General features: G+C 71.3%; 21 protein-coding genes. 7 read left to right on the forward strand and 14 right to left on the reverse strand.

What is annotated here, in order from left to right:
- Nucleotides 1-128: 128 nt before the first annotated feature.
- The 3 genes from BM314_RS15200 to BM314_RS15210 are packed head-to-tail and all read right to left on the reverse strand — an operon-like array spanning nucleotide 129 to nucleotide 3102.
- On the reverse strand, nucleotides 129-569 hold the full coding sequence (locus BM314_RS15200) for an HPr kinase/phosphorylase (protein ID WP_091978781.1): 441 nt from the start codon (nucleotides 567-569) through the stop codon (nucleotides 129-131).
- The gene (locus BM314_RS15205; protein WP_020094606.1) at nucleotides 569-2374 is read right to left on the reverse strand and encodes a sensor histidine kinase; all 1806 of its coding nucleotides are present in this window, start codon (nucleotides 2372-2374) and stop codon (nucleotides 569-571) included. The genes BM314_RS15200 and BM314_RS15205 overlap by 1 nt, the downstream gene beginning before the upstream one ends.
- 17 nt (nucleotides 2375-2391) lie before the next feature.
- On the reverse strand, nucleotides 2392-3102 hold the full coding sequence (locus BM314_RS15210) for a response regulator transcription factor (protein WP_020094607.1): 711 nt from the start codon (nucleotides 3100-3102) through the stop codon (nucleotides 2392-2394).
- Nucleotides 3103-3415: 313 nt separating this feature from the next.
- On the opposite strand from BM314_RS15210, the gene BM314_RS15215 reads away from it, so the two are divergent.
- The 3 genes from BM314_RS15215 to lepA all read left to right on the forward strand — a co-directional run bounded on the left by BM314_RS15215 (nucleotide 3416) and on the right by lepA (nucleotide 6492).
- Nucleotides 3416-4201 carry a HugZ family pyridoxamine 5'-phosphate oxidase gene (locus tag BM314_RS15215; protein WP_091680758.1) on the forward strand — a complete coding sequence of 262 codons (786 nt, stop codon included), beginning with the start codon at nucleotides 3416-3418 and terminating at the stop codon, nucleotides 4199-4201.
- A 61-nt stretch (nucleotides 4202-4262) separates the two neighbouring features.
- Nucleotides 4263-4463: a hypothetical protein gene (locus BM314_RS15220; RefSeq protein ID WP_010682254.1), complete on the forward strand. Its 201-nt coding sequence runs from the start codon at nucleotides 4263-4265 to the stop codon at nucleotides 4461-4463.
- Nucleotides 4464-4689: 226 nt separating this feature from the next.
- A complete protein-coding gene (gene lepA / locus BM314_RS15225) occupies nucleotides 4690-6492 on the forward strand; it encodes a translation elongation factor 4 (protein ID WP_091978892.1) in 1803 nt (600 codons plus the stop codon).
- Nucleotides 6493-6599: 107 nt separating this feature from the next.
- Here lepA and BM314_RS15230 read toward each other — a convergent pair whose 3' ends face one another.
- The 3 genes from BM314_RS15230 to BM314_RS15240 all read right to left on the reverse strand — a co-directional run bounded on the left by BM314_RS15230 (nucleotide 6600) and on the right by BM314_RS15240 (nucleotide 10115).
- Complete coding sequence (locus tag BM314_RS15230; RefSeq protein WP_020094610.1) at nucleotides 6600-6917, reverse strand: c-type cytochrome; 318 nt, start codon at nucleotides 6915-6917, stop codon at nucleotides 6600-6602.
- Nucleotides 6918-7065: 148 nt separating this feature from the next.
- On the reverse strand, nucleotides 7066-8349 hold the full coding sequence (locus BM314_RS15235) for a PQQ-dependent sugar dehydrogenase (protein ID WP_091978783.1): 1284 nt from the start codon (nucleotides 8347-8349) through the stop codon (nucleotides 7066-7068).
- Nucleotides 8350-8612: 263 nt separating this feature from the next.
- Nucleotides 8613-10115 (reverse strand): NAD(P)/FAD-dependent oxidoreductase, encoded by a 1503-nt coding sequence (locus BM314_RS15240; RefSeq protein WP_020094612.1) that lies wholly within the window; start codon nucleotides 10113-10115, stop codon nucleotides 8613-8615.
- A 208-nt stretch (nucleotides 10116-10323) separates the two neighbouring features.
- On the opposite strand from BM314_RS15240, the gene BM314_RS15245 reads away from it, so the two are divergent.
- Nucleotides 10324-12108, forward strand: coding sequence for a hypothetical protein (locus tag BM314_RS15245; protein WP_091978785.1), 1785 nt, complete (start codon nucleotides 10324-10326; stop codon nucleotides 12106-12108).
- Nucleotides 12109-12111: 3 nt separating this feature from the next.
- On the opposite strand, the gene glp is transcribed toward BM314_RS15245, so the two are convergent.
- The 7 genes from glp to BM314_RS15280 form a co-directional block, all read right to left on the reverse strand.
- Nucleotides 12112-13341 carry a molybdopterin molybdotransferase MoeA gene (gene glp, locus BM314_RS15250; protein WP_020094614.1) on the reverse strand — a complete coding sequence of 410 codons (1230 nt, stop codon included), beginning with the start codon at nucleotides 13339-13341 and terminating at the stop codon, nucleotides 12112-12114.
- Nucleotides 13338-13829, reverse strand: a complete 492-nt coding sequence (gene moaC / locus BM314_RS15255) for a cyclic pyranopterin monophosphate synthase MoaC (protein ID WP_020094615.1) — start codon at nucleotides 13827-13829, stop codon at nucleotides 13338-13340. The genes glp and moaC overlap by 4 nt, the downstream gene beginning before the upstream one ends.
- A gap of 3 nt (nucleotides 13830-13832) precedes the next feature.
- Entirely contained in the window at nucleotides 13833-14720 is an 888-nt protein-coding gene (trpC, locus tag BM314_RS15260; protein WP_056528117.1) for an indole-3-glycerol phosphate synthase TrpC, read from the reverse strand.
- Nucleotides 14717-15754, reverse strand: a complete 1038-nt coding sequence (gene trpD, locus BM314_RS15265; protein WP_091978787.1) for an anthranilate phosphoribosyltransferase — start codon at nucleotides 15752-15754, stop codon at nucleotides 14717-14719. The genes trpC and trpD overlap by 4 nt, the downstream gene beginning before the upstream one ends.
- 34 nt (nucleotides 15755-15788) lie before the next feature.
- Nucleotides 15789-16403, reverse strand: a complete 615-nt coding sequence (locus tag BM314_RS15270; RefSeq protein ID WP_091978894.1) for an anthranilate synthase component II — start codon at nucleotides 16401-16403, stop codon at nucleotides 15789-15791.
- Nucleotides 16404-16533: 130 nt separating this feature from the next.
- Nucleotides 16534-18054: an anthranilate synthase component I gene (gene trpE, locus BM314_RS15275; RefSeq protein ID WP_091978789.1), complete on the reverse strand. Its 1521-nt coding sequence runs from the start codon at nucleotides 18052-18054 to the stop codon at nucleotides 16534-16536.
- 3 nt (nucleotides 18055-18057) lie between these two features.
- Nucleotides 18058-19959 carry a peptidylprolyl isomerase gene (locus tag BM314_RS15280; protein WP_091978791.1) on the reverse strand — a complete coding sequence of 634 codons (1902 nt, stop codon included), beginning with the start codon at nucleotides 19957-19959 and terminating at the stop codon, nucleotides 18058-18060.
- A 186-nt stretch (nucleotides 19960-20145) separates the two neighbouring features.
- Between BM314_RS15280 and tpiA the strand changes: the two genes are divergently transcribed.
- On the forward strand, nucleotides 20146-20907 hold the full coding sequence (gene tpiA / locus BM314_RS15285; RefSeq protein WP_020094621.1) for a triose-phosphate isomerase: 762 nt from the start codon (nucleotides 20146-20148) through the stop codon (nucleotides 20905-20907).
- Nucleotides 20908-20962: 55 nt separating this feature from the next.
- Here the strand turns inward: tpiA and BM314_RS15290 are convergent, their stop codons facing one another.
- A complete protein-coding gene (locus BM314_RS15290; RefSeq protein WP_056528103.1) occupies nucleotides 20963-21421 on the reverse strand; it encodes a nuclear transport factor 2 family protein in 459 nt (152 codons plus the stop codon).
- Between the two features lie 305 nt (nucleotides 21422-21726).
- Between BM314_RS15290 and secG the strand changes: the two genes are divergently transcribed.
- A complete protein-coding gene (gene secG / locus BM314_RS15295) occupies nucleotides 21727-22161 on the forward strand; it encodes a preprotein translocase subunit SecG (protein WP_091978794.1) in 435 nt (144 codons plus the stop codon).
- Between the two features lie 156 nt (nucleotides 22162-22317).
- Nucleotides 22318-23946 (forward strand): CTP synthase, encoded by a 1629-nt coding sequence (locus tag BM314_RS15300; protein ID WP_020094624.1) that lies wholly within the window; start codon nucleotides 22318-22320, stop codon nucleotides 23944-23946.
- Nucleotides 23947-24004 lie beyond the last annotated feature (58 nt).

Consider the following 24004-nt stretch of genomic DNA (forward strand, 5'->3'; position numbering starts at 1 on the left):
CACAGCCCCCCACAAGGCGATCGCGACTTTTTTGCCCGGACATTGGTGCGATCATGCCACGGCCGCCGCGTGTGCGCCATGGGGGATACCAGTCTTGGGCGAATCGAGGCGCCTGTGCGGCTGCGAAGTCACGGCCGCGGCTTTCGCAGCGCCGCACGAACCAGGAGCGGTGCGATGCCGGCCGCCCGCACACCCCGATCGAGGACGAGGCGCGGAACAGCGAGGCCGAGGATGTCGGCGGGTTTCGGCGGCTCGGGCAGGCGCGGTGCCGTCTCCACCAGGTCGACGGCGAGATGCAGCACCGCCTCCGGCCGCACCGCCAGGCCGAGATCGGCCGCCGACAGGATCCCCTGGCCGCGGACCTCGACACGTCCGGCGAGCGCGGGATGGGGACCGGCCGTGATTCGCCCGTCGCGAATCGCGCAGACGACCCGGTCGTCCGCCACGAAGGCGCCGTCCGGCGCGGCGGCGAGCAGGAGCGCGAGGCTGGACTTGCCCGCACCCGAGGGACCGCGAATCAGGATCCCGGCCCCGCACAGCGCGACGCAGGCGCCGTGCAGGGTGACCATCAGGCGTGGAGCTGCCGCGGCGCCGCCGGCAGGCGCACGATGAAGCGGGCGCCGCGCACCGTCGGCTCGCCGTCCTCGTCGGGGGCGCCGGGCCGGTTCTCGGCGCGGATCGTGCCGCGATGGGCCTGGACGATCTGGCGGGAGATCGACAGGCCGAGGCCGGAATTCTGGCCGAAACCCTGCTCCGGCCGGTCGGTGTAGAAGCGCTCGAAGATCCGCTCCAGGGCGTGCTCCGGGATGCCAGGTCCCTCGTCCTCGCAGATCATCTCGACCTCGCCGCGCACGCGGCGCAGCACGACCCGGACCTTCGCGTCGGTCGGCGAGAACGAGCGGGCGTTGTCGAGGAGATTGTTGACCACCTGCCCGAGCCGGCTGTCGTGGCCGATGATCGTGAACGGCGCGTCCTGCTCCGAGCCCGTCGCCTCGACGTCGAGCTGGATCAGGCAATCCTTCGGGCGCCGGCGCTCGTTGGCGACCGACACGACGGTGGTGAGCAGCCGCCGGAGATCGACGCGCCGGGCCTCGGCGCGGGCGAGCTCCGCGTCGAGGCGCGAGGCGTCGGCGATGTCGCTGATCAGACGGTCGAGGCGCTTCACGTCGTGCTGGATGATCGCCATCAGCCGGCCACGGGACTCGTCGGTCTTGGCGAGCGGCAGTGTCTCGACCGCGCTGCGGAGCGAGGTCAGCGGGTTCTTCAACTCGTGGCTGACATCCGCCGCAAAACTCTCGATCGCGTCGATCCGCCGGTAGAGAGCCTGAGTCATGTCGCGCAGGGCGCCCGACAGGTGGCCGATCTCGTCCGTGCGTTCGGTGAAGTCCGGGATCTCCTCGCGGGTCTTGATACCCATGCGGACCTTCTCGGCGGCCTCCGCGAGACGGCGGACCGGTCCCGCGATCGCCCCCGCCAGCAGGAACGAGAGCACCACCATCACCGCCGAGGCGACGAGGAAGACCTGCAGCAGACCGAACCGCTCCGAAGCGATGACCCGGTCGATGGCGTCGCCCTGAGTCGAGATCAGGAGGGCGCCGCGGACCGAGCCCGCCCGGTGGATCGGCACCGCCACCGAGACGGTGGTCTCACCGAGCTTGTTCCGGCGCACGAGGCTGCCGCGGTTGCCGCCGAGCGCCGCCTGGACCTCCCGGAGCGAGTGCCCGTTCACCGGCCCCGTCTCCTCGGTGGTCTCGGACCGGCTGCGGAACAGGCCGCCGAGCTTGGACTGGACCGCCTCGAAGGCGGATTCGAGGATGCCGGGCTTGTGGGGCTTCGGCTCGAGCGGGTCGGGCCGGCTGGCATCGCCGCGCTTGAACAGGGTGCGGGTGTCGAACAGGAGGCCGCCCTCCTGGTCGTAGACCCGGGCGCGGTTGCCCGTCGGCGTCACGAGGCGCGACAGCAGCGGCGCCACCTTCTCGGGGTTCAGCGAGAAGGCGAGCGGCTGCGATTCCTCCTCCGCCGCCTCGCCGGCCTGCTGCTGGAGCAGCTTGTCGGGATCGATGCGGATCGTGTCGGTGTCCACCGAGGCCGAGGCGGCGATCGCCCCCGCGATGATCTCGCCCTGGATGGCGAGGCTCTGGATCCGGGCCTGGATCAGGCCCTGGCGGAACTGGTTGAGGTAGAGGAACCCGACGAGGAGCGCGATCAGCCCGACGAGGTTGAGGACGACGATGCGGCGCGTCAGGCTCGACGAGGCGCGCTGGCCGACTGCCTCCCACACGGCGCGGGGCCAGCCGAGCGGTCGGGACAGGGTCTGGGCCAGGGAGGCGCGGGGCGGGGCATCCTCGGTCTGGGTCTGGGTACGTGCGGCCACGGGGCTGATCCTGGAGATCACGCCTCCTTGAAGCGGTAGCCGACGCCGTAGAGCGTCTCGATCATGTCGAAGCTCTGGTCGGTGACCTTGAACTTCTTCCGCAACCGCTTGATGTGGCTGTCGATGGTCCGGTCATCGACGTAGACTTGGTCGTCGTAGGCCGCGTCCATGAGCGCGTTGCGGCTCTTCACGACGCCGGGGCGCTGGGCGAGCGCCTGGAGGATCAGGAACTCCGTGACCGTCAGCGTCACCGGCTCGCCCTTCCACGTGCAGGTGTGCCGCTCGGGATCCATCATCAGCGCGCCGCGCTCGAGCGACCGGGCCGCGACCTCGGCCTCGCCGCGGGGCGTGCTGCCGGGGGCCTCCTTGGCGAAGCGCCGGAGCACCGCCTTCACCCGCTCCACCAGCAGGCGCTGCGAGAACGGCTTATGGATGAAGTCGTCCGCGCCCATCTTGAGGCCGAACAGCTCGTCGATCTCCTCGTCCTTCGACGTCAGAAAGATCACGGGAAGGTCAGATTTCTGCCGCAGGCGTCGGAGAAGCTCCATCCCGTCCATGCGCGGCATCTTGATGTCGAAGATCGCGAGATCGGGCGGGGAGTGGCGCAGACCGTCCAGCGCGGAGGCCCCGTCCGTGTAGGTCTGGATGCGGTAGCCTTCGGTCTCCAGCGCGATCGACACAGAGGTGAGGATGTTCCGGTCGTCGTCGACGAGGGCGATGGTCGGCATGCGCGGTCCCTGACTGAACGGGCTCAGGCGCGGTCCCGGCTCTTCGCACAGGCCGCGCCACGTCCCGGCCCCGAGGGGGCAGACAAAAACGCGAACCGGGCAGTTTGGGCGCAGCCCGGCACACGCAAAGGGACAGGTGCTTTAGTACGGCCGATCGGAAAAAGCGAGCGGCGGTCATAGCTTGGCCGTAACACGGGAGCGCACCGGTCCTTCCGCGGCCCATCTGACGCGGTCGCGGTGCCTCGCGCCGCCGACGCTGCGCCGCTAACGTGGCGGCGAAACCGGGCGGCTGTCCGGAGGGGAGGAATCGCGCATGGGCGAGACGATCGACACGGGTCCGGGCGCGGGCGGACCGGCCCGTCCGCTGCCGGCCGAGGCGGCGCCGTTCGACGCGATCGGCCTGGCGCGCACGCTCCTGCGCAGCGTCCGGTCCGGGGCGCTCGCGACCCTGGAGCCGGACGGCACGCCCTTCGCCTCCCTCGTCACCATCGCCACCGACGCGGACGGCACGCCGCTGATGCTGCTGTCGCGGCTGTCGGCCCACACCCGCAACCTGCTCGCCGACCCGCGCTGCTCGCTGCTGTTCTCGCAGGGCGGCAAGGGCGATCCCCTCGCCCATCCCCGCCTGACGGTGGTCGGACGCGCTCTGCAGACCGCCGAGGCGCGGGCCCGGGAGCGGTTCCTGGCCCGGCACCCGAAGGCCAAGCTCTACGCCGATTTCCCGGATTTCGGCTTCTTCGCCCTGGCGCCGGAGGCCGGCCACCTCAATGGCGGCTTCGCCAAGGCCGCGACCCTGACCCGCGACCAGCTCCTCCTCGACCTCTCGGACGCGCAGGCGATCGTGGCGGGCGAGCGGGGCGCCGTCGAGCACATGAACGCCGACCACGCCGACGCGCTGGCGCTCTACGCTGCCGGCGCCGGCGGCGCGGCCGACCTGCCCTGGCGACTCACCGGCCTCGACCCCGAGGGCATGGACCTGATGGCGGCCGACCGCACGGTGCGCGTCCCCTATCCGGAGCGCGTCACCGACATGGGTGCGCTGCGCAAAAGCCTCGTTGCCATGGCCGCGCGGGCGCGCGCGACCGGTGCGGACGCGTAAACGCGCAAGGACTTGGCGATCAGGCATGGCGAAAGGTCGCTGACCGCCCCATATCGGCCCCATGAGCGATACCCAGACAGATACCTACCCCTTCAGCCTCGACGTGGAGCCGGTCGGCGAGAGCGGCTCCCTGTTCCAGTGGAGCATCCGCAAGCACGGCAAGCTGCACCAGCGCTCGGACCGGAAGCATCCGACCGAGGCCAAGGCGCGCTCCCACGGCGAGGCCGAGATCGAGCGACTGATCCGCGACCGCGGTCGCTGAGCCGGATCGCTCCTCGGCGCCAGATACGATCGTGACCCGGGGGCCGGCTCGTTCCGGCCCCCGTTCGCTTGCGTGCGATCACCGACCGGGCCCGCTCTCCCCTCCCGGCGCTCAGGCCGCGCTTGGCGCCTTCCCGCCGCGCTGCTATCTCGCGCGGGAGCCGCTCCATCCGAACACGTCCCGACGTCAGACGGTGCGCGCCGGCGCGCGCCCGAACGGAATGCCGATGACAGCCCCGATCGACACCATCCGCAACTTCTCGATCGTCGCGCATATCGACCACGGCAAATCGACCTTGGCCGACCGGCTGATCCAGGCCACCGGCACGGTCGCGCTCCGCGACATGAGCGAGCAGATGCTCGACTCGATGGACATCGAGAAGGAGCGCGGCATCACCATCAAGGCGCAGACCGTGCGCCTGGAGTACAAGGCCCAGGACGGCAAGGACTACGTCCTGAACCTGATGGACACGCCCGGCCACGTGGACTTCGCCTACGAGGTCTCGCGCTCGCTCGCCGCCTGCGAGGGCTCGCTCCTGGTGGTTGACGCCTCGCAGGGCGTCGAGGCGCAGACGCTCGCCAACGTCTACCAGGCGCTCGACGCCAACCACGAGATCGTCCCGGTCCTCAACAAGGTCGACCTGCCCGCCGCCGAGCCGGACCGGGTCAAGGAGCAGATCGAGGAGGTGATCGGCCTCGACGCCTCCGATGCCGTGCCGATCTCGGCCAAGACCGGCCTCAACATCGAGGCGGTGCTAGAGGCGATCGTCACCCGCCTGCCGCCGCCGAAGGGCAGGAGCGACGCGCCCCTGAAGGCGCTGCTCGTGGACAGCTGGTACGACGCCTATCTCGGCGTCGTGGTGCTGGTGCGGATCATCGACGGCACCCTCAAGAAGGGCATGACCATCCGCATGATGGGTGCCGACGCCGTCTACGGCGTCGACCGGATCGGCGTGTTCCGGCCGAAGATGGCCGACATCGACGCGCTGGGACCGGGCGAGGTCGGCTTCTTCACCGGCTCGATCAAGGAGGTGGCCGACACCCGCGTCGGCGACACGATCACCGAGAACAAGCGCCAGACCACCGAGATGCTGCCGGGCTTCAAGGAGGTCCAGGCGGTGGTGTTCTGCGGCCTGTTCCCGGTGGACGCGGCCGAGTTCGAGAACCTGCGCTCCGCCATGGGAAAGCTCCGGCTCAACGACGCCTCGTTCTCCTACGAGATGGAGACGTCGGCGGCGCTGGGCTTCGGGTTCCGCTGCGGCTTCCTCGGGCTCCTGCACCTGGAGATCATCCAGGAGCGGCTGGAGCGCGAGTTCAACCTCGACCTGATCTCCACGGCGCCCTCGGTGGTCTACCACCTGAAGATGCGCGACGGCGAGACCAAGGAGCTGCACAACCCGGCCGACATGCCGGACATCATGAAGATCGAGACGATCGAGGAGCCGTGGATCCGCGCCACGATCCTGACGCCCGACGAGTATCTCGGCGGCGTGCTGAAGCTCTGCCAGGACCGCCGCGGCGTGCAGATCGACCTCAACTACGTCGGCAAGCGCGCCATGGTGGTCTACGACCTGCCGCTGAACGAGGTCGTCTTCGACTTCTACGACCGGCTGAAGTCGATCTCGAAGGGCTACGCCTCGTTCGACTACCACGTGTCGGATTACCGCGAGGGCGACCTCGTGAAGATGTCGATCCTGGTGAATGCCGAGCCGGTGGACGCCCTCTCGATGCTGGTCCACCGCACCCGCGCCGAGTCGCGCGGCCGGGCCATGTGCGAGAAGCTGAAGGACCTGATCCCCCGCCACCTGTTCCAGATCCCCGTCCAGGCGGCGATCGGCGGCAAGATCATCGCCCGCGAGACCATCCGGGCGCTGTCGAAGGACGTCACCGCCAAGTGTTACGGCGGCGACATCTCGCGCAAGCGCAAGCTTCTCGACAAGCAGAAGGAAGGCAAGAAGAAGATGCGCCAGTTCGGGCGCGTCGAGATCCCCCAGGAGGCGTTCATCGCCGCCCTGAAGATGGACGATTGATCCACCGTGTCTTTGCGAGCGGAGCGAAGCAAACCAGGTGCGCGACGCTCGTCAATGGCCCGCCGCCCTGGGTTGCTTCGCTGCGCTCGCAATGACGGTGGTGCCGCTTACCCCGGCGGCAGCACGTCGATCTGGATGCCCGCGTAGTACGCCGCCAGATTGGCGATGTCGGCGTCCGACAGCTCCTTCGCGACCACGTTCATGATCTCGTTCTGCCGCTTGCCGTCGCGGTACTCGGTGAGCGCTTTCACGAGGTAGGGCTCGACCTGCCCGGCGAGGTTCGGCGCCTCCGGCAGCTTCGAGAGCCCGTCCATGCCGTGGCAGGTCTGGCAAGCGGTCGCGCGCTTCTTGCCTGCGGCCGCGTCGCCGGCCTGCGCCGAGAGCGGGACGAGGGTGGCGGCGAGGAGGAGAAGCGGGCGGATCATCGGGCGGGCTCGAACTCTGAGATCAGTGAAGACTTGTCCGCTCGCGTCGGAACGGGACGCGCGCCCTCTCCCGCACGTCAGAGAGGGCGCGTTGCGGCTTTCCGCGACCTGGCGCCTCACGAGCGGAGAGGCGCCAGGTCACAAGAGACTACTTCTCGTAGGAGATCCGGTAGATCGCCCCGGCGGAATCGTCCGAGACCAGCAGCGAGCCGTCGAGCATCACCGCGACGTCCACCGGGCGGCCGAGATACTCGCCGTCGCCGGTGAGCCACCCTTCCGCGAACGGCTTGACCGACTCGACCTTCCCGTCGGCCCCGAGCTTGGCGAACATCACCCGGGCGCCCACCGGCTCGGTGCGGTTCCACGAGCCGTGCTCGGCGATGAAGATCCCGCCCTTGTAGGCGGCCGGGAACTGCTTGCCGTTGTAGAAGGTCATGCCGAGATCGGCCGCGTGCGGCGGCAGCTCGGCCTGCGGGGCGACGGCGTCGGCCGGCGGGGTCTGGTCCTTGTACTCGACCGTGCGGACCGAGCCGCCGCCGAACCACGGGAAGCCGAAATTCTCGCCCGCCTTGGTGGAGCGGTTCAGTTCGCCCGGCGGCTTGTCGTCGCCCATGCCGTCGACCTGATTGTCGGTGAACCACAGCGACTTGTCGGTATTGAAGTCCATCCCGACGGAGTTGCGGATGCCGGTCGCGTAGACCTCGCGGTTCTTGCCGTCGGCGTCGATGCGGATGATGCCGCCGATGCCGGCCTTCTTGTAGAGGTCCGCCTTCTCGGCGGGCGGCACGTTGTAGGGCTGGCCGAGCGCGATGTAGGTCTTGCCGTCCGGACCGACCCGGCAGACCCGGGCGGTGTGGTTGAAGCTCTCCTCGGAAGCTGGGATCAGCTGTCCCTGCTTGACCAGCACGCCGGCGGCGACGTCCGGGTTCTCGTAGAAGAACTCGGCGGCCGGGAAGGCCAGGACGCGGTTCTGCTCGACCACGGTGAGCACGCCGTCCTTCGAGAAGCAGACGCCGTTCGGGATCTTGAACGTGATGCCCGGCGCGAAGGGGCGGACCTCGTCGGCGACCCGGTCCTTGTCGCGGTCGGTGACCGTGTAGATCTTGCTCTTGCGCGTGCCGACGAACAGCACCCCGGCATTGGGACCGACCGCGATGGCGCGGGCATCCGGCACCACCGCGTACAGGTCGATCTTGAAGCCGTCCGGCAGCTTAATCTTCGACAGGTTCTTGCGGATCGCGTCGGGGCGGCGGCCGGTCTGCGGGATCTCGGCGGCGGCCTGCGTGTCCGTACTGTGGAAGCCCTCGAGCTTCTCGAGGTCGTCGGTCTTGGCCTTGGTCTCGGCAGGGGCCGCACCCTGCGCCAGGGCGGGGAGCACCGCCGCCGGCATGGCCACGCCCGCGAAGAGCGCGGCGAGAAGCAGAGATCGCATCGATAGAATCCTCCCGGCGGCCCTTGGACCAGGGCATTACCGGGAAGGAACGATAGGGGCGCCGCAGAGACCGGCAAGCCGCGCCGGTGACGCGGCAGGAGCCCTGTCGCTGTCCGCGAGGTTTCCGATCGTCACCTCAGTGGGGTCGCACCCTCCGTCATCGCGAGCGAAGCGACCCAGGGCAGCGCGACTTCGAGGCGCTCAGCGCCGCCCTGGATTGCTTCGCTTCGCTCGCAAAGACGGGAGGCCGACCGGAACTGGCCTCAGGCCACCTTGCGCGGGACAAGGCGCTCGCTGCCCAGGGCGACGTCGGCCCCCGACACCCCGGACTCGGTGTACTCGGCGTCCTCGTTCACCCGCCAGACGTCGTGCCGGCGCCGGCCGCAGAGGATGTTCTCCACGGTCAGCATCGCGGTCATCATCGCGTGGTCCTGATTGTTGTACTTGTGCATGCCGTTGCGGCCCACGAGGTGCAGGCTCGGAAAATCCCGCTCCAGCTCCCGCCGCACGGTGACGACGTGGCCGGCATACTCCTCGTCGTAGACCGGGTAGGCCTTCGGCTGGCGGACCACGCAGGCATCGACGACGTCGGCCGGGTCGATCAGGCCGATCTGACCGATCTCGCGCTTGGCGAGCTCCACCAGCTCCGAATCGTCGGCGTTCCAGAGGCCGTCGCCCTCGAAGCAGAAATACTCCAGGCCCAGGCAGGTGTGGTCCGCGTCCGGCACCATCTCGGGCGACCAGGAGCGGAAATTCTGCACCCGGCCGACCTTCACCGACGGGTCGTGGATGTAGATCCAGTTGTCCGGGAAGTTCTTGTCCGACTTGGCGATGAGCGCCACCGTCAGGAAGTCGCGGTACTTCAGCGCCCGGGCGTTGAAGGTGCTGAGCGGCCGCGGGCGGATGGCGTCGACGAGCTCGCGGACCGGCGCGGACGAGACGACGTTGCGGGCCGTGAAGGTCTCGCGGCTGCCGTCCGAGCGGCGGGCCGCCACCGTCCAGATGCCGGTGCCGGCATCGTAGCTGAGGGAGTCGACGCCGCGGTCGAGCTTCAGCTGCCCGCCCTGGGCGCGGATCTTGGCGGCTGCCGCCTCCCACATCATGCCGGGGCCGCGGCGGGGATAGCGGAACGACTCGATCAGAGTCTTGATGACGGGGCCGCCGGCCTTCGGCGCCTTGCGCAGGCCCAGCGACCGCTTGATGCCGTCGCGGATCGCCGCGCCGAGGTCGAGCCCCTTGATGCGCTGCGCCGCCCAGTCGGCCGAGATCGCGTCGCACGACATACCCCACACCTTCTCGGTGTAGGTCTTGAAGAAGATCGAGAACAGGCGCTCGCCGAACTGGTTGCGGACCCAGGCGTGGAAGGTCTTGGGCTCCGCCACCGGCCGCAGGCGGGCGTAGAGGTAAGAGGCGACGCAGGCCGCACTGGTGAGGATCCCGAGGTTGCGCAGAGCCTCGAAGGCCTTCAGCGGGTAGGCGTAGTAGCGCCCGCGATAGTAGATCCGCGACAGGCGCGGGCGCTCGATGAAGTCGTCGGGCAGGATCTCGTCCCAGAGATCGACCACGGCCTGAGACTTCGAGAAGAAGCGGTGGCCGCCGATGTCGAACAGGTAGCCGTTGTGCGAGACGGTGCGCGAGATCCCGCCGACCTGCGCCGGATCCCGCTCCAGGACGGTGACGGAGCGGCCCTTCTTCGATAGCAGGTAGGCGGCAGTCAGACCCGCAGGCCCGGCGCCGATCACCAGCGTCTCGGTGTGGTGGCTCATCCCATGCTCCGGCGATTGGTGCGACGAGCGACGCGCAGGACGCCGACCGGTCGCCAGGATGCCCGGTCGTGGTTAAGGAATCGCTGGCGCCGCGGGGCCGGCTCGACGTCCGGGCCGCGCGTCCGGTGCCCTTTGACCGCACGTTAAGCGGAACCGCGCGAGCATGCCGGCGAGGGCATCGACCGCCCGCCCGGGTGATCCACCAACCATGCCGGCTCCGGCGCTACCCCTCTCCCGACCGCGCGGGCGGATCGAGGCCCGCACGCTGCTGTGGATCCTCGCCGCCCTCTGCATCGCGACGATGAACGCGCCCCACGCGGTTTGGGAAACCGTCCAGCACCTGCGCGTCCCGGATACCGACGACGCGATGCGCCTCGTGGAAGTGCGCGACCTGCTGGCCGGCCAGGGCTGGTACGACAACGTCCAGTACCGATTCCTGCCCCCGGGCGGCGTGCCGAGCCACTGGTCGCGCCTCGTCGACGCGCCCATCGCCGGCCTGATCCTGGCGCTCACGCCCCTGACGGGACCCGCGCTCGCCGAGGGCCTGACGGCGGCACTCTGGCCCGTGCTGCTCTTCGGGGTCTACGGCTGGCTCCTGTATCGCGGGGTCCGGCACAGCTTCGGCAGCCGTGCCGCGCTGCTGGCCCTGATCGCGGGCACGCAGACCTTCGGTGTGACGATCCAGTTCCAGGCCGGGCGGGTGGACCACCACAATCTGCAGATCCTCTCGATCCTCGGTCTCGCCTTCTGCATGATCCGCGGCGGCCTGCGACCCGGCCTGATCGGCGGGATCCTGGCAGCCGTGTCGCTGGCGATCGGGCTCGAGGGCCTGCCCTTCGTCGCGCTGGCGGCCCTCTTCCTCACGGGCGACTGGTGCCTGCGCGGACGGCGCGCGCTGGCGCCGCTCGCGGGCTTCGGCCTGGGTCTCGGCCTCGCCGCCCCCGCGCTGTTCGCCGTCCAGACGGCCCCCTCGCTCTGGGGTGTCTCCCACTGCGACGCGCTCTCGCCACCCTGGCTCTGGCTCACCCTGGGCGGCCTCACCCTCGCCGCGATCGCCGCCGGCGCTGGCGAGCGCCTCGCGACGGTTCCGGCGCGCCTCGCCATCGCAGGCTTCGTAGGAAGCGTCTTGCTCGTCGGGTTCGCCGCCGCCTTCCCGTCCTGCCTCGGCGGCCCGTTCCCCGACATGCCGCCGCTGGTGCGGATCCACTGGCTGCTCACGGTCAACGAGATGGCGCCGCTGGCGAAGTTCGTGGCCCGCGGCCAGTGGGAGGCGCTGGTCTTCTACCCGGTCGTGATCCTCGCGAGCCTCACGGCCGCCGGGATGGCGTGGCGCGGCCCCGAACGCCGGGCCTGGTCGGTGGTCGCGCTGTTCCTGTGGCCGGGGCTGATCCTCGGCGTCGCGCAGTTCCGAGGCCTCTACATCGTCTCCGGCTTCGTGCCGCTGGTGGCGGGCGTGGTCCTCGACCGCGCGCTGGCACGGGCAGCCCTGCCGGCCGGGGCGCGGCGCTGGCCCGTCGCGCTCCTCGGCGCCGCGATGGTCAGCAGCCTCTGGATGATCCCGGCGCTCCTGGCGGAGACCCTCGCGCCCGGCCTGCGCACCGCGCCCGACGCGGCCGAGACCAATGCCTGCCTCGGCGACGCCGCGGTCCGCCCCCTGGCGCACCTGCCGGAAGGCACCGTGCTCGCCCCGATCTTCATGGGGCCGTCGATCCTCCTCCGCACCCCGCACAGCATCGTCGCCGCGCCCTATCACCGGGCCATTCCCGGCCTCAAAGCGGCGATCGAGGGGCTGGGCGGCACCGAGGCCGACCTCGACCGGGTGCTGACGGCGTTCGACGTCCGCTACCTCGTCGCCTGCCCGGCCCGGCCGGCCGAGAACCTTCAGGCGGAGACGGCGTTCGCCACGCGGCTCGCCGCGGGCACGGCCGGGAGCGCGCGCCTCGTGCCGCTGGACGTGCCCGGTCCCCTCAAGGTCTGGCGCGTCGTGCCCTGACGATCAGAGCAGGCGCCGATCGAGGCGGATGATCCGGCAGGGATCGCCGGCGCGCGCGGCCGGCGCGTGCGGGGCGCGGATCAGCAGGGCTTCGGACCGTCCGAGGACGGCGAGCATCGACGAGTCCTGACGCCGCTCGGCGGTCGCGACCGGTAGACGGTCGGGCTCGAGGGCGAGGCTCGCCCGCATGTAGTCGGCCCGGCCGTCATTCTCCGGCATGTCGCGGCCGAGCGTCGCCGGCTCGCTCCGGTCGGCACCGGCCCGCGGATCACCCTGGAGCGCGCGGATGGCGGGCACCACGAACAGGAGCCCGCACACGATGGACGAGACCGGGTTGCCCGGCAGCCCGATGACCAGCATGTCGCCGAGGCGGCCGTGCATCAGCGGCTTGCCCGGGCGGAGGGCGACCCGCCAGAAGCCAAGCTCCAACCCCTCCTTGGCGAGCGCGGCCTGAACCAGATCATGGTCGCCGACGGAGGCGCCTCCGAGGGTGATCAGCAGGTCGGCGCGCGCCGCGCGGGCGCGACGGAACGCGTCCGCCAGGGCGTCGTGGTCGTCCCCCGCGATGCCGAGATCGACGATGTCGGCGCCCGCCTCGGCGGCGAGGGCACCGAGCGCGAGGCTGTTGGAGGCGACGATCTGGTCCCAGCCGGGCGTCGCGCCCGCCTCCACCAGCTCGTCACCGGTGGCGAGGATCGCGACGCGCGGTCGGCGGCGGACCGGGAGGCGCGGATGACCGGCCGCCGCGGCGAGCGCCAGCCGCCGCGCATCGAGGCTCATGCCGGCCGGGATCAGGGTCTCGCCGGCGGTGAAGTCGAGGCCGGCCCGGCGGATGAACCGCGCCGGCTCCACGGGCTCCAGGACGCGCACCGCGCCCGCCTCGGCGGCGGCGTTCTCCTGGATCAGGATCGCGTCCGCGCCCTCCGGCACCGGCGCCCCGGTGAAGATCCGGACCGCCTCGCCCGGGCCGATGCGGCCGGAGAAGCCGTGACCGGCCGCGCTGGCGCCGATCAGCCGCAGGATCGCCCCGACCTCCCCGGCGTCGGCGCCGCGCACGGCGTAGCCGTCCATGGCGGAGGCCGGGAACGGCGGCTGGGTCCGTGAGGCGACGACGTCCGCGGCGAGCGTCCGGCCGCAGGCCTGCGCCAGCGGGACGGTCTCCGGCTCGACCGGCGCGGTGACGCTCGCGAGCACCCGCGCCAGCGCCTCGGCGACCGGGATCAAGCCGCTCATTCCGCCGGGGCCCGGTAGGTGCCCGAGCGGCCCCCGTCCTTGGCGGTCAGCCGGATCCCCTCGATCCGCATGCCGCGATCGACCGCCTTCACCATGTCGTAGACCGTCAGGCAGGCCACCGAGACGGCGGTCAGCGCCTCCATCTCGACGCCGGTCGGGCCCTGGACCCGGACCTCGGCGGCGATGCGCAGGCCCGGGAGCGCGTCGTCGGGCTCGCACTCGACCCGCACCTTCGACAGCAGCAGCGGGTGGCAGAGCGGGATCAGCTCGTGGGTGCGCTTGGCCGCCATGATGCCGGCGAGCCGGGCCGTGCCGATGACGTCGCCCTTCTTGGCGTCGCCCTCGCGGATCAGGGCCAGGGTCTCCGGCTTCATCACGATCTGGCCTTCCGCCCGGGCGGTCCGGTCGGTGGCGGGCTTGTCGGTGACGTCGACCATGTTGGCCGCGCCGCTGGTGTCGAGATGGGTCAGCGTCGAGCCCGGCCGCATGCCTTACGCCTTCTTCCGCGGCTTGCCGCCCTTGGCCTCCGCGGCGCCGAACAGCAGGGCGCGGGCCGCCTCCGCGACGTCCGGCTGCCGCATCAGGCTCTCGCCGACCAGCACCACGCCGAGGCCGTTGTCGCGCAGCCGGACCACGTCGGCGTGGTCGCCGATCCCGCTCTCGGCCACGGCGATCCGGTCCGCCGGGATCCCCGGCGCCAGCCGGATCGCGGTCTCGAACGAGACCTCGAAGGTTTTGAGGTTGCGGTTGTTGATGCCGATCAGCGCCGTGCCGAGGGGGATGGCCCGCGCCAGCTCGGCCTCGTCGTGCACCTCGACCAGGACGTCCATCCCGAGGAGGTGCGCCGTCTCGACCAGGGCGACGGCCTCGTCGTCGTCGAGGCAGGCCATGATGACCAGGATGCAGTCGGCGCCCCAGGCCCGGGCCTCGTAGACCTGATAGGGCTCGAACAGGAAATCCTTGCGCAGGACGGGCAACGCGCAGGCGGCGCGCGCCGCCGTCAGGTACTCTGGCCGCCCCTGGAACGAGGGCTCGTCGGTCAGCACCGACAGGCAGGTGGCGCCGCCGGCCTCGTAGGCGGCGGCGAGGCTTGCCGGGTCGAAATCGGCGCGGATCAGGCCCTTCGAGGGCGAGGCCTTCTTCACCTCGGCGATGAGCGCCGGGCGGTCCGCGGCGAGGTGGCTCCGGATCGCCGCCGCGAAGCCGCGCACCGGCTCCGCCTGCGCGACCTTCCGCTCCAGCTTGGCGAGCGGCACCCGCAGCTTCGCCTCGGCGATCTCGCGGCGCTTGTAGGCCTCGATGCGGGCGAGGACGTTCGGCCGCTCGGTCGGCGTCCCGGCGCCGGTCTCCGGGGTCGCCTCGTGCGTCAGCGAGCTCATCGGCCCTCCTGCCCGTTGGAGTGGTCGTTCGAGGCCCGGACGAGGCGGGCGAGCGTCGCCCGGGCGGCCCCGGAATCGACGGCATCCTGCGCCTGCGCGACGCCGTCCGCCAGGGCCTGCGCGGCCCCCGCGACCACGAGCGCCGCCCCCGCGTTGAGGACCGCGATGTCCCGGTAGGCGTTCCGCGCCCCCGCCAGGACGGCCTCCAGGGACCGCGCGTTGTCGGCCGGGTCGCCGCCGCGCAGCTCCTCGGGCGCGCGCAGCGCCAGCCCGAACTCCCGCGGGTCGATGGTGAAGTGGGACAGTTGCCCCTCGTCGAGGGCGACCACCCGCGTCGGCCCGGTGACGGTGATCTCGTCGAGCCCGTCGGATCCGTGCACGGTCCAGACCCGGCGGCTGCCGAGTTCGGCCAGGACCCGCGTCAGCGGCTCCGCGAGGGCCTCCTGGGCGACGCCGAAGAGCTGGTAGCCGACGCCGGCCGGGTTGCTCAGCGGCCCCAGCAGGTTGAAGATCGTCCGCACGGGCAGTTCGGACCGGACCGCCGCGACGTGGCGCATCGCCGGGTGGTGGGCCTGCGCGAACAGGAAGCAGAGTCCGGCCTCGGCGAGGCAGCGGGCCTGCGCGGCGGGGTCGAGCCCGAGCCGCACGCCCAGGGCCGCGAGCACGTCGGCGGCGCCGGAGCGCGAGGTCGCCGCCCGGTTCCCGTGCTTGGCCACCGGCACGCCGCAGGCGGCCACGACGATCGCCGCCAGGGTCGAGACGTTGACGCTGCCGGAATGGTCGCCGCCGGTGCCGACGACGTCGACGGCGTTCGCGGGCGCCGCGACGCGGGTCATGCGCGCCCGCATGGCCTCGACCGCGCCGACGATCTCCTCGACGGTCTCGCCGCGCACCTTGAGGGCGGTCAGGAAGGCGCTGGCCTGGACCGGCGTGACTTCGCCCGACAGCAGGTCGTCGAAGGCGGCGCGGGCCTCGGCGCGGTCGAGGGCGAGGCCCCCGGCGACCTTCGCGAGATGGGGTCTGAAGCTGTCCATGGGTTCTTACGGAGGGCCGCCCCGGCCCCCGGCGTCAATGCACGTCGGCACGCGTCCTGTCACGCGCCGTGTTCCAGGCGGCGGCGAGATCGAGGAAGTTCTTCACGATCTCCGTGCCGTGCTGCGACCGGATGCTCTCGGGATGGAACTGGACGCCGTGGAGCGGCCGCTCGGCGTGCTCCAGGCCCATGATCAGGCCGTCGGCCTCGGCGGTGACCCGCAGGGCCGCCGGGCAGGTCGCGCGGTCGACCACCAGGGAGTGGTAGCGCGTCGCCTCGAAACTGTCGTTCAGGCCGCGGAACAGGCCGCGCGCGCCGTGCCGGATGGTCGAGACCTTGCCGTGGAGCGGCAGGGGCGCCCGCACGACGTCGCCGCCGAAGGCCTGGCCGATCGCCTGGAGGCCGAGGCACACGCCGAAGATCGGGATCTCCTCGGACAGGTCGCGGACCACGTCGAGGCAGATCCCCGCCTCCGTGGGCGTGCACGGCCCCGGCGACAGCACGATCGCGTCGGGCGCCTTGGCGCGGATGTCGGCGATCGTGAGCGCGTCGTTGCGCGCGACCTCGACCGTGCCGCAGAGCGGCCCGATCAGGTGCACGAGATTCCACGTGAAGGAATCGTAGTTGTCGATGACGAGGACGTTGGGCATCGCGGCGGCACGCTCGGGCATGCAGGCGATGTGACCGCTCGCACCCGCGCGGTCAACCGTCGGCGTCGGACGGCGGCGCAGCCGCGCGTCCGCCCTACGGCCCGCGCTACGGCCCGCGCTACTGCCCGCGCTACTGCCCGCGCTTCGCCTGCGCGGCGAAGCGCACCGCCTCCTCGGCGGCCCGGAACAGCGCCTTGGCCTTGTTGACGCATTCCTGCTGCTCGGAGGCGGGATCGGAATCGTAGACGATACCGGCCCCGGCCTGGACGTGCATGGTCCCGTCCTTCACCACCGCGGTGCGCAGGACGATGCAGGTGTCCATCTCGCCCCGCGCGCCGAAATAGCCGATGCAGCCCGCGTACGGCCCGCGCTTCTCGCGCTCCAGCTCGTCGATGATCTCCATGGACCGCACCTTCGGGGCGCCCGAGACCGTGCCGGCCGGGAATCCCGCCGCCAGGGCGTCCAGGGGATCGTGGCGCGGGTCGAGGTCGCCCTCGACGTTCGACACGATGTGCATGACCTGGCTGTAGCGCTCGATGAAGAACGAGTCGGTCACGCGGACGCTGCCGATCCGCGAGACCCGGCCGGCGTCGTTGCGGCCGAGGTCGAGCAGCATCAGGTGCTCGGCCCGCTCCTTCGGGTCGGCGAGCAGCTCCTCGGCGAGGGCAGAATCCTCGGCCGGGGTCGCGCCGCGGCGGCGCGTGCCGGCGATCGGGCGGACCGTGACCACGCCGTCGCGCACCCGCACCAGGATCTCCGGCGAGGAGCAGACGATCTGGAAGCCCTCGAAATCGAGGTAGCAGAGGAACGGCGCCGGGTTGGTCCGCCGGAGCGAGCGGTACAGGCTGAAGGCCGGCAGCGTGAACGGCGCCGAGAACCGCTGGGACAGCACCACCTGGAAGACGTCGCCCGCGACGATGTACTCCTTGGCGCGCGCCACCATGGCGAAGAAGTCGTCCGGCGGCGTGTTCGAGACCGGCTCGGGCGGGGCGACCGCCGACAGGTCCACCCGCGCCTCGATCGGCAGCGGGCCCTCGAGGGCGGCGGCGACCCGGTCGACGCGCTGCAGCGCGTCCTCGTAGGCGGCCCGGGCCGCGGTGCCGGGGGCGGGCCGGATCGGCGAGACGACCGTGATGACGTCGCGGATCGAGTCGAACACCACCATCACCCGGGGGCGCACCAGGATCGCGTCCGGCACGCCCAGCGGATCCGGGTTCGGCTCCGGCAGCCGCTCCATGGCGCGGACCATGTCGTAGCCGAGGTAACCGAACAGGCCGGCGGCCATCGGCGGCAGGTCCTGGCCGTCCGACTCGCCGATGGCGCTCTCGGCGATCAGGGCCCGCAGGCTCGCCAGCGGCGCCCGCGAATCCGGCTCGAACCGCGTGAGATCGGCCCCGCGCGCGATCGCGGGCGCGCCCGCCCGGCAGCGCCAGATCAGGTCCGGATCGAGGCCGATCATCGAGTACCGGCCGCGGACGGCGCCGCCCTCGACCGACTCGAGCAGGAAGGCCGGCCCGGCATGGCCGGCGCGCAGCTTGAGGAACGCCGCCACCGGCGTCTCGAGATCGGCGACGAGGCTCACCGCCACGAGGCTCGGCTGCCCGGCCTCGTAGCGCGCCGCGAAGGCCGCGTAATCGGGCGCGTCGGCCATGCCTCAGTACTCGCCGCCGATGGCGCGCCGCAGGGCGGCCGGATCGACCTTCACGCCGGCGTTCTTCTGGACCTCGCTGATGTACTCGGACAGCACGTCGTCGGCGAGCGCCGCCTGGAAGCTCTGCGTGATCTGCTTGTCGCTCGGGCTGTCGGCCACGAAGGCCGGCACCGTCGCCGCCGTGACCTTGAAGACCGCCCGCGAATCGCCCGCGGCCGCCGTGCCGGCCTTGCCCACCGGGGTCGCGAAGATCAGGTTCACGACGTCGGCCGTGAGCATGTCCTTGGCTTGGTTGCGGGCGAGATCCTGCGCCTCCTGCAGGTTGACGCCGACCTCCTGGGCGGCGGCCTCCATGGTCTCGCCCTTGTTGATCTTCTCGACGAGCTCGCGGCCCTTGGCCTGGAGGCGCTTGGCGATCTCGGTCGCGGTCCAGCCGGCCTTCACGCCGTCCTTGACCTCGTCGAGGGGCTTGTCGTGGGCGGCGTCGATCCCGGTGACGTCGTACCAGACGTAGCCGCCGGTCTTGGTCCGCAGGGGCTCGTTGTCGCCGCCGATCTCGGCGCGGAACAGGGCCGGCAGGGTGGTCTCCGGGTCCGGGATGTCGGTGATCCGCTGCCCGTCAGGCCCCTTGCCGTTCACGTCCACCGCCTTCACGGCGACGACCTTGAGGCCGCGCTCGGCCGCGATGTCGGCCAGCGGCTTGGCGCCGGCCCGCTGGTCCTCGATCGCGTCGCGGGTGGTCTCCATGGCGTCGCGGGCGCGGGCCAGGGCGAGGGCCTTGCGGATCTCGCCGTCCACCGCCTCGAACGGCTTCACCGTCCCGGCCTCGACCTTGGTCACGCGCAGCAGCACGGTGCCGAACCGGCCCTGGACCGGCTGGCTCACGCCGCCCTCGGGCAGCGCGAAGGCGGCGTCGGCGACGGCCTTGTCGAACAGCTCGCTCTTGGTCAGCGTGCCGAGGGTCAGGTCCTTCTCGTCGGTGCCGCGCTCGGCCGCCACCGCGTCGAAGGTCTTGGAGCCGTCCGTGATCGCCTTGCGGGCCGCCTCGGCGGCGGCCGCGTCGGGGAACACGATCTGCTGGATCGTGCGCTTCTCGGGCGTGCCGTAGCGGTCCTTGTTCAGCGCGTAGGCGGCGCGGGCGTCGGCCTCGGTGATCGCGTCGGGCTTCGCCATCGCCTCGGGCTCGACAACGAGGAGGTTGGCCGCCCGGAACTCCGGCGCCCGGAAGCCGGACTTGTTGGCCTCGTACCAGGTCTTCAGCTCGTCGTCCGTCGGCTCGGGGATCTGGCCGGCCACCGAGGGCGTCAGCATCAGGTAGGCGGCCGCGCGGCGCTCGGTGGTGTAGCGATGGACGGCCTCCCGCATGGCGAGCGGCACGTGCAGGTCCGACGACACCGCCTCGGCCAGCTGGAGGCGGGCGATCACCGAGCGCTGCTCGCGCACGAACAGGGCCTCGTTGAGGCCGGCGCGCTGCAGGGTCTGATAGAAGAGTTGCGGCTCGAACTGACCCTGCTGGTTCTGGAAGCTCTTCTCCTCGTGGATCGCCTTGATCACCGAGGAATCCGGCACCGTGAGGCCGAGATCGTGGGTCTTCTGATCAAGGGCGGCCTCGGTGATCAGCTGGGACATCACCTGCCGGTCCAGGCCGAGCATCCGCGCCTGGTCGGGCGTCAGCGGACGCTTCAGCTGGGTCTGATAGCGCTGCAGCTGGTTCTGGTAGGCTTGGCGCACCTGCTCGGCCGTGATCGGCGTGCTGCCGACCGTGGCCACCTTGTTGCTCGCGCCGCCGCGGAAGAATTCCTCCACCCCGAAGATGCCGACACCGGCGATCAGCAGCGTGAAGATGATCGTCAAGACGATCTTGCCGAGCCAGTGTTGGCTGGCGTTGCGGATGCCCTGAAGCATGGTCTGTGATCGAGTACCTTCGGCAGCCGCCCCGTCACCGAGCCGGCGCTGTCCCTGAGAGCCGACCGCGATAGACCATTCGCGTCCACAGGCAAAGGCTCGGGCGGTCCCGGCCGTTTGCACGCTCAAGCTCGCTCTGGTAGGCCCCGGCGACTTCGAGAAAGCCGCGGCGGAGCGAGGGCAGGAATGACGCAGTCTGGGCGCAAGCCGCTTGTCGCTGGCAACTGGAAGATGAACGGGACCCGGGCATCCATCCAGGTTGTCGAGGCGATTCGCGACGGGCTCTCGCCGGACCTCGCGTCGCGCATCGACGTGCTGATCTGCCCGCCTGCGACGCTGATCGGATCCTGCGTGGCGGCGGCGGCCGGATCGCCGATCGCGATCGGCGGCCAGAACCTGCACGCCCGGCCGAGCGGCGCCTTCACGGGCTCGATCTCGGCCGAGATGCTCGCCGATCTCGGCGCCAAGTACGTGATCGTCGGCCATTCCGAGCGCCGGGCCTACCATCACGAGACCGACGACGGGGTCCACGCCAAGGCGCTGGGCGCCCGCCGCGCCGGCCTGTGCGGCATCGTCTGCGTCGGCGAGACCATCGAGGAGCGCGAGCAGGGCCGCGCCCTCGACATCGTCCGCGCCCAGCTCGCCATCGGCCTGCCGAAGGGCGCGACGGCGGCCGACACGGTGATCGCCTACGAGCCGGTCTGGGCGATCGGCTCCGGGCGGACGCCGACGCCGCGCGACATCGCCGAGGTCCACGCCTCCCTGCGGGAGATGCTCGACAAGCTCGTCGGCGACGAGGCGCAGAAGATCCGCATCCTCTACGGCGGCTCGGTGAAGCCCGGGAACGCCAAGGAACTCCTGTCGGTGGACAACGTCGACGGCGCGCTCGTGGGCGGCGCGAGCCTCGTGGCGGAAGACTTCCTGGGGATCTGCGCCGCCTACGCCTGAGCGCGGGCCCGCGAAGCCTGTCGGAGCGCGGCGCGACAGACGCGCCGCGCGACCGTCAGATCTTGAAGGCCTGCCGGGCGAGCAGCCGCCAGCGGCCGCCGTCGCTGTGCCAGACCTGCATCACGCCGATATGGACCGGCGACGTCTTGCCGCCCGAGACCACCTCGCCGGTGAAGACGTGGCGCGCGATGGCGTCGTCGCCGACCACCGAGACGGAGCGGTCCGACAGGGTGATGCTCGGGAAGGTCGAGCGCTTGCTGGTCAGCGTCTCGATGAAGGCCGCCTTGTCCTGCACCTGACCGCTGGAATGGCCGTAGCTCAGCCCGTCGAGGGTCAGGGCGTCGAGGGCCGGACCGTCGGCGGCGAGGAGAGCCTTGGTGAGGGCGTCGACCGCCTGCTCGACCGCGGCGCCCCGGGCGGAGGGATCGGTTCCGGCCGCGGAGCCGGAGCCCGGGCGGATCAGGACGGGTGCGGCGATGGCGGCGGCGAGCGCCGCACGGCGTGACACGGACATGGCTTGCCTCCCGGACCGGGCGGCGCGTTCGGTCGGCCGCCCTGCCCCGGCAGAGAGCACGGTGCGCCGACGAAGGCGAGGGTCGGAGCGGACAGTCGGCCGCGCGCGTCAGGTTGGCGGCGGGCGACCGGTGGTGTATGCCGTCGCCGAATTCCGGCCGGTCCGCCCGAAGCGTCCCCCGAAGCCCCCGCCGCACGCCCGTGCGTCGGGGCGGTTCGTGGACGATCGCGGGCCCCGGCCCTCGTGCGTTCGTCTTCCGGTGCCCGCTGCCGGCGCGCGGCGCTGAAGAAGATCCCGGAACACCGATGCAGACCGTCCTGATCGTCGTCCACCTCATCATCGTGCTCGCGCTGATCGGCGTCGTGCTGCTCCAGCGCTCCGAGGGCGGACTCGGGCTCGGCGGCGGTGGCGGCGGTGGCGGCGTCGGCGGGTTCATGACCGGCCGGGGCCAAGCCAACGCCCTGACGCGCGCCACCGCGATCCTGGCGGCCCTGTTCTTCGCGACCAGTCTGACCCTCGCGATCCTGTCGCATCGCTCGGCGGCGCCGAAGTCGATCCTCGACAGCGGCGCGCCGCAGACCTCCGGTCAGCCGGCCAAGCAGCCGACCGGTGCCGACAACCTGCTCGACACGCTGCGCCAGCAGCAGGACCGGGCGCCCGCGAACGCCCCGGCCCAGCCGGCCCCCGCGCAGCCGGCCCCCGCCCAGCCGGCGGTTCCGGACGCGCCGCAGTCGCGCTGACGGCGCGCGCCGCGAGCGGCGCAGCGTCCGACCCTTGTCCCGACGGACCGGCGCTCGGCCGGTCCACGCCATGCGTTCCGCGATCCCCAGCCCATGCGCGGGCCGGGGCCTCCGTCGTTTGGCAAATGCCAGCAGCTTCTTTATGGACCGAGGCCCATGACGCGGTACGTTTTCATCACCGGCGGCGTGGTCTCCTCCCTCGGCAAGGGCCTCGCCTCGGCGGCCCTGGCGGCGGTCCTCCAGGCCCGCGGCTACCGGGTCCGGATGCGCAAGCTCGACCCCTACCTGAACGTCGATCCGGGCACGATGAGCCCGACGCAGCACGGCGAGGTGTTCGTCACCGACGACGGCGCCGAGACCGACCTCGACCTCGGGCATTACGAGCGCTTCACCGGCGTTCCGGCGAGCCGGGCCGACAACATCACGACGGGCCGGATCTATCAGGACATCATCGCCAAGGAGCGCCGCGGCGACTACCTCGGCGCCACGATCCAGGTGATCCCGCACGTTACCAACGCGATCAAGGACTTCGTCCTCGACGGCAACGACAGCTTCGACTTCGTGCTGGTGGAGATCGGCGGCACGGTCGGCGACATCGAGGGCCTGCCGTTCTTCGAGGCGATCCGGCAGCTCGGGCAGGAGCTGCCGCGGGGCACCTGCTGCTACGTCCACCTGACGCTGCTGCCCTACATCCCGTCCGCCGGCGAGCTGAAGACCAAACCGACCCAGCACTCCGTGAAGGAGCTGCGCTCCATCGGCATCCAGCCCGACATCCTGCTCTGCCGCTGCGACCGGCCGATCCCGATGGACGAGCGGCGCAAGCTCGCGCTGTTCTGCAACGTCCGCCAGACCGCGGTCATCGAGGCCCTCGACGTGGCCTCGATCTACGAGGTGCCGCTCTCCTATCGGACCGCGGGCCTCGACCGGGAGGTGCTCGGCCATTTCGGCCTGGAGCACGGCGAGGAGCCGGATCTCGGCCGCTGGCAGACCATCGCCGAGCGCGTGCGCAATCCCGAGGGCGAGGTCTCGATCGCCATCGTGGGTAAGTACACGGGGCTGAAGGACGCCTACAAGTCGCTGACCGAGGCGCTGACCCACGGGGGCATCAGCCACCGGGTGAAGGTCAATCTCGAGTGGATCGAGGCCGAGGTGTTCGAGCGCGAGGATCCGGCGCCTTTCCTCGAAGGCCTAAACGGGATCCTCGTGCCGGGCGGCTTCGGCCAGCGCGGGGCCGAGGGCAAGATCCGGGCGGCCCGCTACGCCCGCGAGAAGCGCATCCCCTATCTCGGCATCTGCTTCGGCATGCAGATGGCGGTGATTGAGGCGGCCCGCTCGCTGGCCGGGATGCCGGAGGCCAACTCCACGGAGTTCGGCGACACCGCCGAGCCGGTGGTCGGCCTGCTCACCGAGTGGCTGCGCGGCAACGAGCTGGAGCGGCGCGCGGCGGCCGGCGATCTCGGCGGCACGATGCGGCTCGGCGCCTACGAGGCGAAGCTCGACCCCGAGTCCAAGATCGCCCAGATTTACGGGTCCGATCAGATCTCGGAGCGCCACCGCCACCGCTACGAGGTCAACATGGCCTATCGCGAGCGGCTGGAGGCCAAGGGCCTGCGCTTCTCGGGCGTGTCCCCCGACGGCCTGTTGCCCGAGACGGTGGAGCATGTCGGGCACCCGTGGTTCATCGGCGTGCAGTTCCATCCGGAGCTGAAGTCGCGCCCGTTCGAGCCGCACCCGCTGTTCAAAGGCTTCGTCGGCGCCGCGATCGAGCAGAGCCGCCTAGTCTGAGGCCGCGGCGGCGCGCCGCTGCTCGCGCGGCGGCCCGCGGCCCTATATCCTCGGTGCC

This window comes from Methylobacterium sp. 13MFTsu3.1M2 (genome assembly GCF_900112625.1).
Lineage (GTDB): Bacteria > Pseudomonadota > Alphaproteobacteria > Rhizobiales > Beijerinckiaceae > Methylobacterium.